We start from the raw sequence: 15,232 nt of genomic DNA on the forward strand, positions 1-15,232 counted from the left end.
GGAGCGGGACGACTGAGCTCGCTCGGACGAGCGGGCGGACAATGACACGATGCGATTATCGTGACCCGCGGCGCACTCCGATCGACCGAAAAGAGCGGGGTTTCCCCCGTACTTTCGCGGCTTTGACGCGCGCCGCGCTGCTATCCTTTTTCGCGATCCGGCATGGTGCGCGTGGTGCGGCGCCGGCGGGTCGCCCGGTGCGTCCGGGTCTCTTCTCTAGGTTTGGGGGCAGCATGACTGCGAACGTCAGCGGAATCGGTTCGGTGTTGCAACAGATGCAGTCGATGGCCGCGCAGGCGTCCGGCGGCGTCGCGAGCCCGACGGCGGCGCTGGCCGGCTCGGGCGCGGCGACGGCCGGCACGTTCGCGAGCGCGATGAAGGCGTCGCTCGACAAGATCAGCGGCGACCAGCAGCACGCGCTCGGCGAGGCGAAGGCGTTCGAGGTCGGCGCGCCGAACATCTCGCTGAACGACGTGATGGTCGACATGCAGAAAGCCAACATCGGCTTCCAGTTCGGGCTCCAGGTCCGCAACAAGCTAGTGAGCGCTTACAACGACATCATGCAGATGGCGGTGTGAGGGGCCATCAGGCGATGGGCATCCGCGGGCGGGCATTCGGGGACGGCTAACCGGCGGCGGGCATCCAGGAACGGCTCCAGGCTTGCGGAACGGGGCCGGCGAGCCGGCATCGGCGGCCCCCGCGTACCTAAAGCTTTTCAAATCCCTTCCGATAACTGCGGTGAAGGCCGCACCGTGCGACGCACGGCGGCGGCTCCCGACCAGCCAACGCAAATAACAAGGAGAAGTGCATGTTTTCCCCAGGACACGCTGGAGCCAGTGCGTACGCGCGTGTCGGCGTCGAGACCGGGGTGATGGGCGCTTCCCCGCACCGGCTGATCGCGATGCTGTACCAGGGCGCGCGGCAGGCGATCGCGCTGGCGCGCATGCATTTGCAGCAGGACAACGTCGCCGGGCGCGGCGAAGCGATCGGCAAGGCGATCCGGATCGTCGAGAGCGGCCTGCAGGCGTCGCTGAACCGCGACGCGGGCGGCGAGATCGCCGAACGGCTCAATGCGCTGTACACCTATATCGGCCGGCGCCTGCTGGAAGCGAACGCGCAGGCGAGCGACGCGATGCTGATCGAGGTCGACGGCTTGCTCGCGACGCTCGAGGAAGCATGGACGGGCATCGCCCCGGAAGTCGCGCGGATGGCCGCGCAACAGGTAGCGGAAGCATCACGATGAATCACAAGGCCGAATACTTCGCGCGTTACGAGGCGCTCGCCGCCGTGTCGGGCCGGATGCTGTGCGCCGCGCGCGGCGCCGACTGGAACGCGTTGCCGGAGTTGCAGGCCGAATTCATGCAACTCGTCGACGGGTTGAAGCAGGCCGATCCGGCCGTCGTGCTCGACGAATCGGATCTCGGCCGCAAGCTCGACCTGATCCGCCGCATCCTGGCCGACGACGCCGCGATCCGCGATCTCGCGAGCCCGGACGTCGCGCGGCTGTCCGCGCTGTTCGAGGCGCGGCGCTCGACCCAGGTATTGACCGATCTTTATCGCGCGCGCGGGTAGGGCCGTGCGCCGGGCGACCGGCGCGAGGCGCCCGGACCCGGCGCCGCATGCGGCGCGCGCTGTTCCCGTGCGCGGCACCGGCGTGCCGCGCGCGGATTCGCAACCCGTTGGCTGAGCTGAGCAGGCCCCGATCATGACCGGTATCGACTCCGTTGCGGCCGCGCTGCTGGCGAGCCGCCTCGACAGCCTGCTGACCGGCACCGTCGCGGCGTCCGCCGGCGGCGGCGCGACCGCGCAGGTCGGCACGCCGGGCGCCGGCGCGTCGTCCCCGCCGCCGACCGGCAGCCCGCCCGCCGCGCCGCCGGCTTCCACGCAGACCGCGCTGTCCGATGTCGGACGCGTGCTCGACGCGATCTCGCGCTCGGGCGGCGATGCGACGCCAGCGATCGTCGGCCGGCTGCCGCTGCTCGCCGATCCGGCCGTGCTGCTCACCGATACGCCGGTGCCCGCGCCGACGCCCGCGCCGGCTGCGTCCGCACCCACCGGGGCTTCCACGCCGGCTTCCGCTCAAGCGTCGTCCGCCGCGGCGACGCGCGAAGCGGCCGCGCCGCCGCCGGTCGCGGCGTTGCGTGCGGCGTTGGCGCAGACCGTGAGCGAAAGCGGCCTCTTCTACGAATCCCATCTCGCGCAGTGGCTGGCCGGCCAGCGTCCGCTCGCAGCGCTGATGCGCGAGCCGCAGGCACGCCTCGCGACCGCGCTCGCGCCGGCCGACCCGACAGTCGTCCCGCACGACTCGACCGACGTGCTCGACGAACTGCTCGCGCAGCGCCCGCCGCTGCCGGCCGCCGCGCGGGCCAGCGCGCCACCGTCGGCCCAGGGCGGCGCATCGGCGCGCGACCCCGTGCAGGCCGCACCGGCAGCAGCCCGGCCGGGCACGTCGTTGCCGCCCGATACCGCCGATCCGCTGGCTGCGCGCGCCGATACGCGCTGGACGCCCGCGCGCGCCGAGCTGGCCGCCGCATCGTCCGATCCGCAGGCGCAGCCGCTCGCGACCGTGCATCCGGCCGCCGTGCCGCTCGTTCGGCAGCAGCTCGATGCGCTCGCGACCGACCAGTTTCGCTGGACCGGCGAGGCGTGGCCCGGTGCGCGGCTCGACTGGACGATCGAACCCGACGAGCCGGGCCACCGCGCGCCGCGCGGCGGCGGCGACGACACGGGCGACGGCATCGCGTGGCGCACGCGCCTCACGTTGACGCTGCCGTCGCTCGGCACGGTCGATGCCGAACTGGTGCTGAACGGCGCGCAGCTCGTCGCCCGGCTGCGCGCGAACCAGACGGGCGCCGACCGTCTCACGCGCCACGAAGCCGCGCTGCGGCAGCGGCTCGAAGGCTCGGGGCTCAAGGTGGGCGGGCTGTCGATCCGCGCGGTCGACGACGGGCCGGACGGCTTCGACCTGTTCGCCGCCCAGGCCGCCGCCGCCGCGTATGCGCGCGGTGCGGCCGGCGGCCCCGATGCGCGGGTGCCGGGCGACGATGACGAGGCGCTGCGATGAGCATGACGTCCCGCAAGCGCGCGGCCGCGCTCGTCTACGACCCGAAAGGCGGCGATGCGGCGCCGCGCGTGGTCGCGAAGGGCTATGGCGTGCTCGCCGAGATGATCGTCGCGCGCGCGCACGATGCGGGGCTGTACGTGCACACGGCGCCGGAGATGGTGTCGCTGCTGATGCAGGTCGATCTCGACGACCGGATTCCGCCGCAGCTCTATCAGGCGGTCGCCGACCTGCTCGCGTGGCTGTACGCGCTCGATCGCACCGAGCCTGCGCCGGATGGCGTCGCGCCGCGTTTTCCGTTGCCGCCGTTGCGCTGAACGGCCTGCCGTCGGGCGGCTTCTTGCGGATGGCAGTCCGTGGTCAGCGGGATGGTTCCGCCGACATTTTGCGTCTATCGATCGCCATCGTGTCGCGACGCATGCCTTCTTGCGCATTCGCGCGCGCATTGAACCTGCCGCTCCGTACGCGCACCCGATTGAGCCGCCTTCCGATTTATGTAATGATATCCATTCTCATTTTCATGTTGCCCGGGCGGCGCGCATTCCCTGCGCGCCGCCCGTCGTTTTGAACGAATGGATACCTTCGCGTGAACGCGCCCGAAACGATCGACCCGCCCAAGACGGGCCTGCCGCGCGCCGGCGTCACCGTGCTGCACCCGGCGGGCCGCCCGCTGAACGACGACGAGCTGGCCGCGCGCCGCCGGCGCTCGCGCCGCGCGACCTTCATCAAGTGGCTGCGCAAGGTGCACGGCTGGGTCGGGCTGTGGGGCGCGGTGCTCGGGCTGCTGTTCGGCGTGACGGGCGTGGTGCTGAACCACCGCGCGCCGCCGCTGAAGATCTCGACCGGCGAGCCGCAGGTCGAGGAGATGCAGATCGCGCTGCCGGATCCGGTGCCGAAGACGCCCGCCGCGATGATGAAGTGGCTCCAGCAGGAGCTGCATTTCGACGGCAAGCCGGGCCGCATGCGCAAGGAGCCCGCGCAGGCCGTCGCGTGGGGCGACAAGCGCGTGATGCAGCCCGAGCACTGGCAATTCGGCGTGTTCGGGCCGCACCAGAACCTGCAGGGCGAATACTGGGTGGGCAACGGCTACGTGTCGGTGAAGCGCACGGGCAACACGTTCCTGACGACGCTGAACAACCTGCATCGCGGCGTCGGGATGAATCTCGGCTGGGTGCTGCTGATGGATACGATCGCGGGCTCGTTGATCCTGCTGTCGTTGACGGGCGTGCTGCTGTGGACCGAGCTGAACAAGCGCCGCACGGTCGGCGTCGTGCTGGTGGTCGGTTCGGTCGCCGCCGCGCTGGCCGCCGGCCTGACCTGACCGACGGTCGCGCCGGCCGGGGCCAGCGCCCGGCGCACGCGCGGCCGCCCGCCGCCGCGGGTCAGAGCCCGCAGGCCGCGCCGCTGTTCGCCGCGATTTCGCGCGCGGCCTTCGCGCCTTCGACCTGCAGGATCGTCGGCAGCGACACGTTGTTCTTCGCGGCGGTGATTTCCGCGAGGATCGAGATCGCGATTTCCGGCGGCGTCCGGCTGCCGATGTAGATGCCGGCCGGCCCGTGCAGCCGGGCCAGTTCCCCTTCGCTCAGGTCGAATTCGCGCAGCCGCTCCCGCCGCGCCGCGTTGTTGCGCCGCGAGCCGAGCGCGCCCACGTAGAACGCGGGCGTCTTCAGCGCCTCCATCAGCGCGAGATCGTCGAGCTTCGGGTCGTGCGTGAGCGCGATCACGGCCGAACGCGCATCGAGCTTCATGTCGAGCACCGTATCGTCGGGCATCGTGTGGACGACGCGCGTGCCCGGCACGTCCCACGCATCCGTGTATTCGTCGCGCGGATCGCAGACCGTCACCTGATAGTCGAGCCCGACCGCGATCTGGCACAGATAGCGCGACAACTGGCCGGCGCCGATCACGAGCATCCGGTAGCGCGGCCCATGGATCGTCACGAGCCGTTCGCCGTCGAACGCGAGCCCGTCGGCCGCCTGCGCGGGCGACAGCGACGCGCGACCGGTCGCCAGCGTCATCGTGCGCGTGACAAGGCGGCCGGCCTCGACTTCCGCGCACAGCGCCGCGATCCCGCTGTCGCGCGTGAGCGGTTCGAGCACGAGCTGGATCGTGCCGCCGCACGGCAGCCCGAAGCGGTGCGCTTCCTCGGCCGTCACGCCGTACTTGAGCGCTTCCGGGCGCGCATCGGCCGCGATGCCGCTCGCATGCACGCGGGCGATCAGGTCGTCCTCGATGCATCCGCCGGACACGGAGCCGACCACCAGGCCGTCCTCGCGCACCGCGAGCATCGCGCCTTCGGGGCGCGGCGACGAGCCCCATGTCTTCACGACCGTCACGAGCAGCACGCGGCGCCCTTCTTCGAGCCAGCGCGCGCTGGATTTCAGTACATCGAGATCGACGCTTTCCATCGTGTTTTCCTGTTGCCGGACGGGCCGCCGCGCGGCGCCGTCGTTCGATGGCGCGATTATGAACCGCCCGGCGCGCGTGTGCAGGCGGCGCGCGGGCCGTGCCGGCAAATCCGGACGATCGGGCAAGAGATCGCGACGATCGGACAGTGATCGCGCGCTGGCGGAGGGTTCGGGGAAAGAAGGTGTGCGGGGCCGCGACGGGCCCCGCGTGGGTTCGTCATGGCGCGCCGCGGAGGCGCCGCCATGACGGCGCTCAGTGCGCGTCGGGGTGACCGTGCGCGAGCTTCGAATGGTGCCGCGAGTACAGGAAGTAGATCACGAGGCCGATCACGAGCCAGATGCCGAACGCGGCCCACGTGACCGGCTGCAGGTTCAGCATCAGGAACAGGCACGCCGCGACCGCGAGGATCGGCACCACCGGCACGCCCGGGCAGCGGAACGCGCGCGGCAGCTCCGGGTGCGTGCGGCGCAGCACGAGCACGGCGATCGACACCATCGAGAACGCCGCGAGCGTGCCGATGTTGATCAGCTCGGCGAGCACGTTGAGCGGCACGAGCGCGGCGATCAGCCCGAAGAACAGGCCGACGAGCCAGGTGGTCAGGAACGGCGTCGCGAAACGCGGATGCACGCGCGACAACGCGGCCGGCAGCAGCCCGTCGCGCGACATCGCGAAGATCACGCGCGTCTGGCCGTAGCTCATCACGAGGATCACGGTCAGCATGCCGAGCACCGCGCCGAGATCGATGAAGCCCGCGACCCACTTCTCGCCGGCGACCTGCAGCGCATACGAGATCGGGTGCGAGATGTTCGCGTACTGGGCCGACGGCACGATGCCGGTCGCGACCGCGGCGACCGTCACGTACAGCACCGCGCACACCGCGAGCGACGCGATGATGCCGATCGGCAGATCGCGCTTCGGGTTCTTCACTTCCTCGGCCGCCGACGACACCGCGTCGAAGCCGATGAACGCGAAGAACATCACGGCGGCCGCGCCGAACACGCCGTTCCAGCCGTGCGGCATGAACGGCTTCCAGTTCGCGGGCGTCACGTGGAACAGGCCGACCGCGATCACGAGCAGCACGACCGACACCTTGATGAACACCATGATGTTGTTGATGCGGGTCGATTCGCGGATGCCGATCGACAGCAGCGTCGTGATCACGATCATCACGAGGAACGCGGGCAGGTTGAACCACGTGGTGACGCCGGGCACCGCGCCGGGCGCGGCCGTCAGCACGGTCGGCAGCGACAGCCCGAAGCCCTGCAGCAGCGATTGCAGATAGCCCGACCAGCCGACCGACACGGCCGACGACGCGAGGCCGTACTCGAGCATCAGATCCCAGCCGATGATCCACGCGACGAGCTCGCCGAGCGTCGCGTACGAATACGTGTAGATCGAGCCGGCGACGGGGATCGACGACGCGAACTCCGCATACGACAACGCGGCCAGGCCGCACGCGATCGCGGCGATCACGAACGACAGCATCAGGGCGGGGCCGGCCTGAACGGCGCCGGTGCCGGTCAGCACGAAAATACCGGTGCCGATGATCGCGCCGATGCCGAGGAACGTGAGGTCGATCGCGCCGAGCGCTTTCTTGAGCCCGGCGGCTTGCGCGCCGGCGATCATGCGATCGACGTTTTTCTTGCGGAAGAGAGACATTGCGGATGAATCGCCAGCACGCGCAGGCACGGCGCGCCGACTGAGTGAAAACCCATAATTTTAGCCGATTTGGCGTACAAGCCCCGTTGCGGTGCAGCGGCGTGTCGCGGAATCGTCCGAAAAAACAAGCGTTTGCGCGCGACACGGGGTGAAACGGAGGCGAAGCGGGCGCGATCGAGCGCGGCGCGGCGTTCGCCGCGTCGCCGGATCGGACGAATGCGGGGCTGGCCGGGCGATCAGGCGCCGGCCGTGGGCGCCATGTCGACGAGCCGATTGCTCATCACGTAGAACGTGAGTTCCGCGTTGTTCGACAGCCGCATCTTCTCGAGCAGCCGCGACCGGTACACGCTGACCGTCTTCACCGACAGCGACAGCGTGTTCGCGATATCGGTGAGCCGCTTGCCGGACGCGAGCATGCAGAGCGTCTGGTATTCGCGATCGGACAGCTTCTCGTGCGGCAGCGGTTCGTTCTCGAACGACACGTATTCGGCGAGCGCCTCGGCCATCGCGGGGCTCACGTACTTGCGGCCGGCCGCGACCTGCTGGATCGCGCCGATCATCTGCGCGGCGTTGACCGTCTTCGACAGGTAGCCGGCCGCGCCGGCCTTCAGCGCGCGTACCGCGTACTGATCCTCGCGGTACATCGAGAACATCAGCACCGGCGCACGCGTGAGCTTGCGCTTGAGGCGCTTGAGCACCTCGATGCCGTTCGTGTCGGGCAGCGAGATGTCGAGCAGGATCACGTCGAATTCCTGCTTGTCGACGGCGGCCATCGCGTCGCCGCCGGTCTCGGCCTCGGTCACGTCGCGCGCGATGCCGCGGTCGATCAGCAACTGGCGGATCCCTTGCCGGACGATCGCGTGATCGTCCACGAGCAGGATGTTCAGGCTCATCGCGACCTCACGAAAGCGACGTGCGGCGTGCCGCGACCGGCACCGCGAGCAGCGAATCCCACGCGAAGCGTGCGGTGACGCGCGTGCCGCGGCCGGTGGCCGGCGTGGCCGCCTCGAAGCTGCCGCCGAACGCCTCGCACCGGGCGCGCATGCCGGCCAGGCCGTAGCCGCTGCGGCGGCGCTGGGCGAAACCGGTCCCATCGTCGGCGACACTGAGCGACAGGTGCGTGCCGTCGGTGGCGATCCGGACGTCGACCGACGTCGCGCGGGCATGTTTCGCGACGTTCGACAACGCTTCCTGCGCGACGCGGAACACCGCGAGCGCGCTTGCGCCGGCGAGCTGCGTCAGGCGGGCGTCGGCCGCGCACACGAAGCTCGTGCGCAGACCCGTGCGGGCCGCATGGGTGTCGATCCACGACGCCAGCGCGCCGACCATGCCGGCGTCCAGCGCCGGCGTGTCGCGCTCGTCGATGAGCCGGCGATTCGCGTCGGTCGCGGCGTCGAGCGCCTGCTGCGCCAGCGCCAGCGCGCGCAAGCAGCCTTCCGGCGCATCGGCCGGCAGCCACGTTTGAACGTTTGCGAGCGCGAAGCGGGCGGCGGTCAATTCGGCGCCGAGCCCGTCGTGCAGCTCGCCGGCCAGATGGCGGCGGGCCGCTTCGTCGGCGGCGAGAAGCTGGGCGGAAAGTGCCGCGATCCGTGCGGCGGACGCGTCGCGTTTCGACGCGGCGTCGGCCGTCGACGGAGTAGCAGCGCGGCCAGGCATGCGCTGCCGCGACGGGAACGGGGCGTGGGCGCCCGAGGGCGCGTTAAGCGACGTATCCATGACTCTCCCTGCTGTCAGAAAGCGGTTCAGACACCGGCTGGCTGCGTGGGCTGGCTGCCGTTTCGATGACGGTCGCCGCCGGAGAATCGCCCCATGCCGAAGTAACAAAAGTTACGTCTTGTAACACTTGCATCCGACCCTTTCAAGCTCATCCAAACGGCAACCACGCGCGCCGAATAATATCTCAAAATTTCTGAAAAGGTCATGTCAGGCGGACATTTAAGGGTAAATGTGAATGATCGGAATGAAGGTGTTGTAGGAAAAACACTGACACCCGAGCACCCGGGGATGACGTATCCAAATGTAACTATTTGAGATGGAATGGTCCCAGTTTGTTACGAATTCGCCAAGTGCGGACGAAAAAAAACCGGCGCTTTCGCTCCGGTTCTTGATGATGCGCAATGAGGGCCTGTTCCCGTTATTGGCGGGAACAGGCCCGAAGGGGATCGATCAGTCCACGAACGCGCGCTCGATCACGTAATGACCCGGTGCGCTGTTCTTGCCTTCGACGAGGCCGGCCTGCTTCAGCAGCTCGGTCGTGTCCTTCAGCATCGCGGTGCTGCCGCACAGCATCACGCGGTCGTTTTCCGGCGAGAACGCCGGCACGCCGAGATCCGTGAACAGCTTGCCCGTCGCGATCAGGTCGGTGATCCGGCCCTCGTTGTCGAACGCTTCGCGCGTGACCGTCGGGTAGTAGACGAGCTTTTCCTTGATGATGTCGCCCAGGTACTCGTGGCCCGGCAGGTCGTGCTTGATGTAGTCCATGTACGCGAGCTCGCCCTTCAGGCGGCACGTGTGGGTCAGGATCACCTTGTCGAAGCGGTCGTAGATGTCCGGATCGCGGATGATCGACATGAACGGCGCGAGGCCCGTGCCCGTCGACAGCATCCACAGCGTCTTGCCCGGCAGCAGGTTGTCGGCGACCAGCGTGCCCGTGGGCTTCTTGCCGATCAGCACCGTGTCGCCCACCTTCAGGTGTTGCAGGCGCGACGTCAGCGGGCCGTCCTGCACCTTGATGCTGAAGAATTCGAGATGCTCTTCGTAGTTCGGGCTGACGATCGAGTAGGCGCGCGCGAGCGGCTTGCCGTCGACTTCGAGGCCGACCATCGTGAATTCGCCGTTGTTGAAGCGCAGGCTCGCCTCACGGGTGCAGGTGAAGCTGAAAAGCGTGTCGGTCCAGTGATGGACGGATTGGACGGTGGCGGTGTCGTATTTGCTCATGGCTTTGAAAACGGACGCGCGTGGCGAACGCGTGTAACGGGCCCAAAAAATGGGCAAAAACCGAGTGCGACGGCCCGATCGCGGATCGGCCGGCTGGCGCGTCGGACACGCGCCTTCTCGATGACAGACGTTTGAGGAACTGGTTATTTTACCCTGTCGACGCGGATCGCGGGCTTGACCCCCGCGGCTGCGCGGATTTGGCGCAACATATCCTTTCAACATGCTTTCGCTGGTCGGCCGCGTGATTCGCGGCGCATGCGGCGCGTGCCGGCGGCGCCGTGACCGGGGCGCCGCCGGCCGCGCGCGTTACTGCGGATCGAGGCGCAGGCGCGCAATGTACGGCAGGTGGTCCGACAGCCACGCGGCCTCGCCGGACGGCGCGCGCCATTCGAGCGGCGTCAGGCCGCGCACGAACATCTTGTCGAGCGCGAGCGCCGGCGAGAACGCGGGGAACGTGCGGCCCGATTCGCCGAGCAGCGTCGCGACCTCGGACAGCCCGATCTCGCCGAACAGCGCGACCGAATCGTTGCGCCAGTCGTTGAAGTCGCCGGCGAGCATCAACGGGCCGTCGCCCGCGTTGCGCTCGATCCAGTGCGCGATCCAGTGCATCTGGCGCAGCCGCGCGGCGCGCGTGAGCGCGAGGTGCGCGCACAGCAGCGTCACCGGCCGCGCGCCCGCGAGCGTCGCGCGCGCGACCAGCAGCCCGCGCCGCTCGAAGCGGTGCGCGGAGATGTCCCAGCGGCCGCCGAGGTCGAGCGGATGCGGCGACAGGATCGCGTTGCCGTGCCGCCACGACGGCTTGAACACGTTCGGCCCGAGCGCGATCTGCCAGTCGAGCGCCTGCGCGATCTCGGTGGCCTGGCAATGCCACACGTCGTCGACCGTGTCGTCCATCGGCGCGCCGAAGCCCGGTGCGAGCATCGGGCGCGGCATGCGGCGCGCCATCGCTTCCTGCAGGAAATACACGTCGGCGTGGGTCGACTGCATCCAGTCGCGCATCGCGTTCCACGCGGTGAAGCCGAGCGGCGAGCGCCCTTTGTGCAGGTTCCAGCTGACGGCGGTGATTTCGTCGGGCGCGGCGTGGGGCTCGGCGAACGGCAAGGAGAGGGCGTCGGCGGACATGACGTTCAGTCCTTCGCGACGTGCGCGCGCACGCGGTACACGAGATGCGGATGCTGCTCGACGAGCGTCCAGTCGGTCCAGGCGTCGCCGCCGACCGCCAGGCCGGGGTGGCTCGCGACGATTTGCCGCGGCGACGCCGGCACGCACGGATCGCTACGCGTCGCGTTTTCGTCGTCGAGCGTTTCCTGCACGTCGAGCCCGAGCGACACGGTGTTCGCGCTGACGTCGACGGCGAGCGGCGCGACCGTCACCGAGCGCGCGCGCTCGGTCGGCACGACGCGCGCGGCATTGCCGCAGCCGACCGGCACGGACGACGGATAGCGATGGGTATCGGTGCGGGACTGGCCCACGGTGGTGTTTTGCTGGAACGTGTCGATCGTCTGACCGTCGCGCACCACCTGGATTTCCCATGCGACGACGGCCGGCGCGGGGCTCTGCGCATGGGCGGCGAGCACGACGCTCGCAAGCAGGACGGCCAGGCCGTGTTTCAGCATGAAACGTCTCCGGAAACTCGGGAAAAGCGGGGAACGGACGCACATCTTACGCTCGATCGATTTCGGTCGCGATGTGGCGGGACATGCCGCGCCAGGTTCGCAGCACGATGCGGTCCTGCTCGGCAGGTAGGGCCGCGTCATGCATTTTCAAGCGAAAAAGCGCGTGAACTCGGCGACGCTCGCGCGCTCGGTGACGAGCCGGTTCTCGATCGCGTCCGGGTCCGCATGGCCGAGCGACATCCCGCAGACGAACGGCTCGTTCGCAGGAATGTCGAGGTGTTCGGCGACGATCCGGTGAAACGGCACGAACGCCGCCTGCGGGCACGTATCGAGGCCGCGGGCACGCGCGGCCGTCATCACGCCTTGCAGGAACATCCCGCAGTCCAGCCATGCGCCGTGCGTCATGACCCGGTCCAGTGTGAAGAACAGCGCGACCGGCGCATCGAAGAAACGGAAATTGCGCGCGTGCTGCGCATGCATGCGCGCCTTCTCGTCGCGGCGGATGTTCAACAGGCCGTACAGGTCCCAGCCGACCTTGCGGCGCCGGTCGATATACGGCGACACCCATTCGCGCGGGTAGTAGTCGTATTCGGCGACGTATTTCTCGTCGCGCGCGGGGTCGTCGTAGGCGGCGGTGAGCGCGGCGGCGAGCGCGTCGCGCGTGGCGCCCGTCGCGACGTACACGCGCCACGGCTGGATGTTGGTGCCCGACGGCGCGCGGCTCGCGGCTTCGAGGATCGCCTCGATCGTGTCGCGCGGCACAGGCGTCGGCAGGAACGCGCGGACCGCGCGGCGCGACTTGAGCGCGGCGTCGACGGCATCGACGGAACGGATCGCGTCGGCATCGACGCGCGGGGAAGCAGCGGGGACGGGCATCGGCATACACCTTCGGGCGGCGCGGCGTCAGGCGAAGTGCGGGGCAGTGTGCGAGCGGCGCGCCCGCCGCGAGGGTCGTGAACGTTCGATCATACGCCGCGGCGCGCGGCCGTGCAGCGGGCGCGCGCTGTTAGCAGCAGACGCCCCCGGCTGCTTGCTTGCACGGCGATGCGGGATCGTTACACTGAAAATCGTAAGGGTCTGATGAGTGTGTGACGGCAAGTGCAGCGAGGTGGGTATGACGACGGCGATGGTGAAACAGGAACTGGCGGTGGCGTCCTTCAGCACGGTGTACGACCTCGAGCAGGTCGAGACGGCGCTGAGCGACCTGAACGAGAGCGCGAGCGACGCACTGCGCTCGACCTACGAGCGGATGCTCAAGACGGGGAATCTGCGCTTCTGCGTGAAGCCGAACCGGATGCCGTCGTTCGACGCGCTCGGCGAAGCGCTGCCGAATTTCGGCGAGCCGCTCGACGACGTGCGCAAGCAGATCGCGCTGTGTCTCGAAACGGAGGATCGGCTCGAACTGATGCCGATCCTGCTGCTCGGGCCGCCCGGGATCGGCAAGACGCATTTCGCGAAGGCGCTCGCGCAGTTGCTCGGCACCGCGTACCACTACGTGCCGATGAGTTCGCTGACGGCCGGCTGGATCCTGTCGGGCGCGTCGTCGCAATGGAAGAACGCGAAGCCGGGCAAGGTGTTCGACGCGCTCGTGAACGGCAGCTACGCGAACCCGGTGATCGCGGTCGACGAGATCGACAAGGCCGGCAGCGATGCGCAATACGATCCGCTCGGCGCGCTGTATGCGTTGCTCGAGCACGACACCGCGCGCGCGTTCGTCGACGAATTCGCGGAAGTGCCGATCAACGCGGGCAACGTGATCTGGATCGCGACCGCGAACGACGCGCAGGCGATTCCGGAGCCGTTGCTCAACCGGATGAACGTGTACGAGATCGCGGCGCCCGATGCGGCCGGCGCGCGCCGGATCGCGCAGACGATCTACGACGAGATCCGCACGTCGCATGCGTGGGGGCGGCGCTTCCCGGAGACGCTCGGCGACGATGCGCTCGACGTGCTGGCCGCGACGCCGCCGCGCACGATGCGCCGCGCGCTGCTGCACGCGTTCGGCGCCGCGCGGCTCGCCGGCCGCGACGCGATCGGGCCGACCGACATCCGCGCGGACGAAGGCGCGGCGAAGCGCCGGCCGATCGGCTTCTGACGCCGTCCCGCGCGCCCGGCTGCGGTGTGCGCGGGGCGTGCGTTGTGCGCCCGGCCACATCGTTGTCCACACCACCATCCGTATCGTCGCGACGCGATGCGCACGTGTTCGGCAAGCGGGCGAACCGGGACGTACAATTCTCTTCTCTCCCTTCGACGCGCGAGCAGCGCGAAAAGCCATGGAGCAGACGGATTGTGTCGTGATCGGCGCGGGTGTCGTCGGTCTGGCGATTGCGCGCGAGCTGGCCGCGCGCGGGCGTGAAACGATCGTGCTCGAGGCGGCCGACGCGATCGGCACGGGCACGAGTTCGCGCAACAGCGAGGTGATTCACGCGGGGCTCTACTATCCGCGCGGGTCGCTGAAGGCGACGTCGTGCGTGCACGGGCGCGACCTGCTGTACGAATTCTGCGACACGCATCACGTGCCGCACCGGCGCACGGGCAAGCTGATCGTCGCGACGAGCGCCGCGCAGGTGAAGCAGTTGAAGGCGATCGGCGCGCGCGCGGCCGAAAACGGCGTGCTCGACCTGCTGCCGCTCACGCGCGCCGAGGCGCAGACGCTCGAGCCCGCGCTCGAATGCGTGGAGGCGCTGTTCTCGCCGTCGACCGGCATCGTCGACAGCCACCAGCTGATGCTCGCGCTGCTCGGCGATGCGGAGCGCGACGGCGCCGTGTGCGCGCTGCAATCTCCGGTCGAGTCGATCGACGTGCTGCGCGGCGGGCGCTTCAGCGTGCGTACCGGCGGCGCCGCGCCGACCGAGATCGACGCGTCGTGCGTGATCAACAGCGCGGGGCTCGGCGCGCAGGCGCTCGCGCACCGCACGCGCGGCCTCGATCCGCGCTGGGTGCCGCCGCTCTATCTCGCGCGCGGCAATTATTTCAGCCTGTCGGGCCGTGCGCCGTTCTCGCACCTGATCTACCCGATGCCCGATCGTGCGGGGCTCGGCGTGCACCTGACGTTCGATCTCGGCGGGCAGGCGCGCTTCGGCCCGGACGTCGAGTGGTGCGATGCGCTGCGCTACGAAGTCGATCCGGCGCGCGCGGGTGCGTTCTACGCGTCGATCCGTGCATTCTGGCCGGGCCTGCCCGACGACGCGCTGCAGCCGGCGTACGCGGGCATCCGGCCGAAGGTCGCCGGGCCCGGCGAGCCGCCGGCCGACTTCATCGTGCAGGGCGCCGCTCAACACGGCGTGCGCGGGCTCGTGAACCTGTTCGGCATCGAGTCGCCGGGGCTCACCGCGTCGCTCGCGCTCGCGCAGCGCGTCGGCGACATGGTGTCGCGCGCGTGACGCACGGCCCGCCTCCGCGCGGGCCGGCCGCGGGAAGCCCGTGTGAAGCCCGTGTGAAATCCCTTATCTCCGGCATTTCGGCGCGCACATTTATTCGCTTGGCGGTTATTCTGTTGGACGCCGTCGCCAGAACGGCTTTCAAACCGATAACGTTGGAGCGAGTCCCC

Annotated in this window: 16 protein-coding genes; 8 read left to right on the plus strand and 8 right to left on the minus strand. The window is 69.3% G+C overall.

Translation table 11 applies throughout. The annotated features are described in order from the left end of the window. Positions 1-233 precede the first annotated feature (233 nt). From fliE to J8I33_RS17995, 6 genes are all read left to right on the plus strand, one after another. Positions 234-578: a flagellar hook-basal body complex protein FliE gene (fliE, locus tag J8I33_RS17970; RefSeq protein ID WP_050014225.1), complete on the plus strand. Its 345-nt coding sequence runs from the start codon at positions 234-236 to the stop codon at positions 576-578. Between the two features lie 230 nt (positions 579-808). Further along, positions 809-1,243 (plus strand): flagellar export chaperone FliS, encoded by a 435-nt coding sequence (fliS, locus tag J8I33_RS17975; protein ID WP_050014226.1) that lies wholly within the window; start codon positions 809-811, stop codon positions 1,241-1,243. Continuing rightward, positions 1,240-1,572: a flagellar protein FliT gene (locus J8I33_RS17980; RefSeq protein ID WP_050014227.1), complete on the plus strand. Its 333-nt coding sequence runs from the start codon at positions 1,240-1,242 to the stop codon at positions 1,570-1,572. Before fliS ends, J8I33_RS17980 begins: the two co-directional genes overlap by 4 nt. Before the next feature lie 133 nt (positions 1,573-1,705). Beyond that, positions 1,706-3,064, plus strand: coding sequence for a flagellar hook-length control protein FliK (locus J8I33_RS17985; protein ID WP_209938432.1), 1,359 nt, complete (start codon positions 1,706-1,708; stop codon positions 3,062-3,064). Next, positions 3,061-3,378 (plus strand): EscU/YscU/HrcU family type III secretion system export apparatus switch protein, encoded by a 318-nt coding sequence (locus J8I33_RS17990; protein WP_050014230.1) that lies wholly within the window; start codon positions 3,061-3,063, stop codon positions 3,376-3,378. Before J8I33_RS17985 ends, J8I33_RS17990 begins: the two co-directional genes overlap by 4 nt. A gap of 269 nt (positions 3,379-3,647) precedes the next feature. Next, entirely contained in the window at positions 3,648-4,382 is a 735-nt protein-coding gene (locus J8I33_RS17995) for a PepSY-associated TM helix domain-containing protein (protein WP_050014231.1), read from the plus strand. Positions 4,383-4,443: 61 nt separating this feature from the next. On the opposite strand, the gene J8I33_RS18000 is transcribed toward J8I33_RS17995, so the two are convergent. From J8I33_RS18000 to J8I33_RS18035, 8 genes are all read right to left on the minus strand, one after another. Continuing rightward, positions 4,444-5,469, minus strand: coding sequence for an XdhC family protein (locus tag J8I33_RS18000; protein ID WP_050014232.1), 1,026 nt, complete (start codon positions 5,467-5,469; stop codon positions 4,444-4,446). 253 nt (positions 5,470-5,722) lie between these two features. Beyond that, on the minus strand, positions 5,723-7,129 hold the full coding sequence (locus J8I33_RS18005) for an amino acid permease (protein WP_050014233.1): 1,407 nt from the start codon (positions 7,127-7,129) through the stop codon (positions 5,723-5,725). 236 nt (positions 7,130-7,365) lie between these two features. After that, complete coding sequence (gene rqpR, locus J8I33_RS18010) at positions 7,366-8,022, minus strand: response regulator transcription factor RqpR (RefSeq protein ID WP_124556266.1); 657 nt, start codon at positions 8,020-8,022, stop codon at positions 7,366-7,368. 7 nt (positions 8,023-8,029) lie between these two features. Next, complete coding sequence (gene rqpS / locus J8I33_RS18015; RefSeq protein ID WP_050014235.1) at positions 8,030-8,845, minus strand: quorum system sensor histidine kinase RqpS; 816 nt, start codon at positions 8,843-8,845, stop codon at positions 8,030-8,032. A gap of 450 nt (positions 8,846-9,295) precedes the next feature. Beyond that, a complete protein-coding gene (locus J8I33_RS18020; protein WP_050014236.1) occupies positions 9,296-10,066 on the minus strand; it encodes a ferredoxin--NADP reductase in 771 nt (256 codons plus the stop codon). A 306-nt stretch (positions 10,067-10,372) separates the two neighbouring features. Next, on the minus strand, positions 10,373-11,188 hold the full coding sequence (locus tag J8I33_RS18025; RefSeq protein ID WP_089488901.1) for an endonuclease/exonuclease/phosphatase family protein: 816 nt from the start codon (positions 11,186-11,188) through the stop codon (positions 10,373-10,375). A 5-nt stretch (positions 11,189-11,193) separates the two neighbouring features. Beyond that, positions 11,194-11,682: a hypothetical protein gene (locus tag J8I33_RS18030; protein ID WP_050014237.1), complete on the minus strand. Its 489-nt coding sequence runs from the start codon at positions 11,680-11,682 to the stop codon at positions 11,194-11,196. Between the two features lie 147 nt (positions 11,683-11,829). Further along, positions 11,830-12,558, minus strand: a complete 729-nt coding sequence (locus J8I33_RS18035) for a nitroreductase (RefSeq protein WP_209938439.1) — start codon at positions 12,556-12,558, stop codon at positions 11,830-11,832. Between the two features lie 238 nt (positions 12,559-12,796). Between J8I33_RS18035 and J8I33_RS18040 the strand changes: the two genes are divergently transcribed. Further along, positions 12,797-13,777, plus strand: coding sequence for an AAA family ATPase (locus J8I33_RS18040; RefSeq protein ID WP_050014238.1), 981 nt, complete (start codon positions 12,797-12,799; stop codon positions 13,775-13,777). Between the two features lie 178 nt (positions 13,778-13,955). Continuing rightward, complete coding sequence (locus J8I33_RS18045) at positions 13,956-15,065, plus strand: NAD(P)/FAD-dependent oxidoreductase (RefSeq protein ID WP_050014239.1); 1,110 nt, start codon at positions 13,956-13,958, stop codon at positions 15,063-15,065. Positions 15,066-15,232: the final 167 nt, after the last annotated feature.

Origin of the sequence: Burkholderia sp. AcTa6-5 (assembly GCF_017815075.1) — a bacterium.
Taxonomy (GTDB): Bacteria; Pseudomonadota; Gammaproteobacteria; order Burkholderiales; family Burkholderiaceae; genus Burkholderia; species Burkholderia sola.

Coding starts and splice junctions, on each gene's coding strand:
- fliE (WP_050014225.1), top strand. CDS start 234: ATGACTGCGAACGTCAGCGGAATCGGTTCGGTGTTGCAACAGATGCAG.
- fliS (WP_050014226.1), top strand. CDS start 809: ATGTTTTCCCCAGGACACGCTGGAGCCAGTGCGTACGCGCGTGTCGGC.
- J8I33_RS17980 (WP_050014227.1), top strand. CDS start 1,240: ATGAATCACAAGGCCGAATACTTCGCGCGTTACGAGGCGCTCGCCGCC.
- J8I33_RS17985 (WP_209938432.1), top strand. CDS start 1,706: ATGACCGGTATCGACTCCGTTGCGGCCGCGCTGCTGGCGAGCCGCCTC.
- J8I33_RS17990 (WP_050014230.1), top strand. CDS start 3,061: ATGAGCATGACGTCCCGCAAGCGCGCGGCCGCGCTCGTCTACGACCCG.
- J8I33_RS18000 (WP_050014232.1), bottom strand. CDS start 5,469: ATGGAAAGCGTCGATCTCGATGTACTGAAATCCAGCGCGCGCTGGCTC.
- J8I33_RS18005 (WP_050014233.1), bottom strand. CDS start 7,129: ATGTCTCTCTTCCGCAAGAAAAACGTCGATCGCATGATCGCCGGCGCG.
- rqpR (WP_124556266.1), bottom strand. CDS start 8,022: ATGAGCCTGAACATCCTGCTCGTGGACGATCACGCGATCGTCCGGCAA.
- rqpS (WP_050014235.1), bottom strand. CDS start 8,845: ATGGATACGTCGCTTAACGCGCCCTCGGGCGCCCACGCCCCGTTCCCG.
- J8I33_RS18020 (WP_050014236.1), bottom strand. CDS start 10,066: ATGAGCAAATACGACACCGCCACCGTCCAATCCGTCCATCACTGGACC.
- J8I33_RS18025 (WP_089488901.1), bottom strand. CDS start 11,188: ATGTCCGCCGACGCCCTCTCCTTGCCGTTCGCCGAGCCCCACGCCGCG.
- J8I33_RS18030 (WP_050014237.1), bottom strand. CDS start 11,682: ATGCTGAAACACGGCCTGGCCGTCCTGCTTGCGAGCGTCGTGCTCGCC.
- J8I33_RS18035 (WP_209938439.1), bottom strand. CDS start 12,558: ATGCCCGTCCCCGCTGCTTCCCCGCGCGTCGATGCCGACGCGATCCGT.
- J8I33_RS18040 (WP_050014238.1), top strand. CDS start 12,797: ATGACGACGGCGATGGTGAAACAGGAACTGGCGGTGGCGTCCTTCAGC.
- J8I33_RS18045 (WP_050014239.1), top strand. CDS start 13,956: ATGGAGCAGACGGATTGTGTCGTGATCGGCGCGGGTGTCGTCGGTCTG.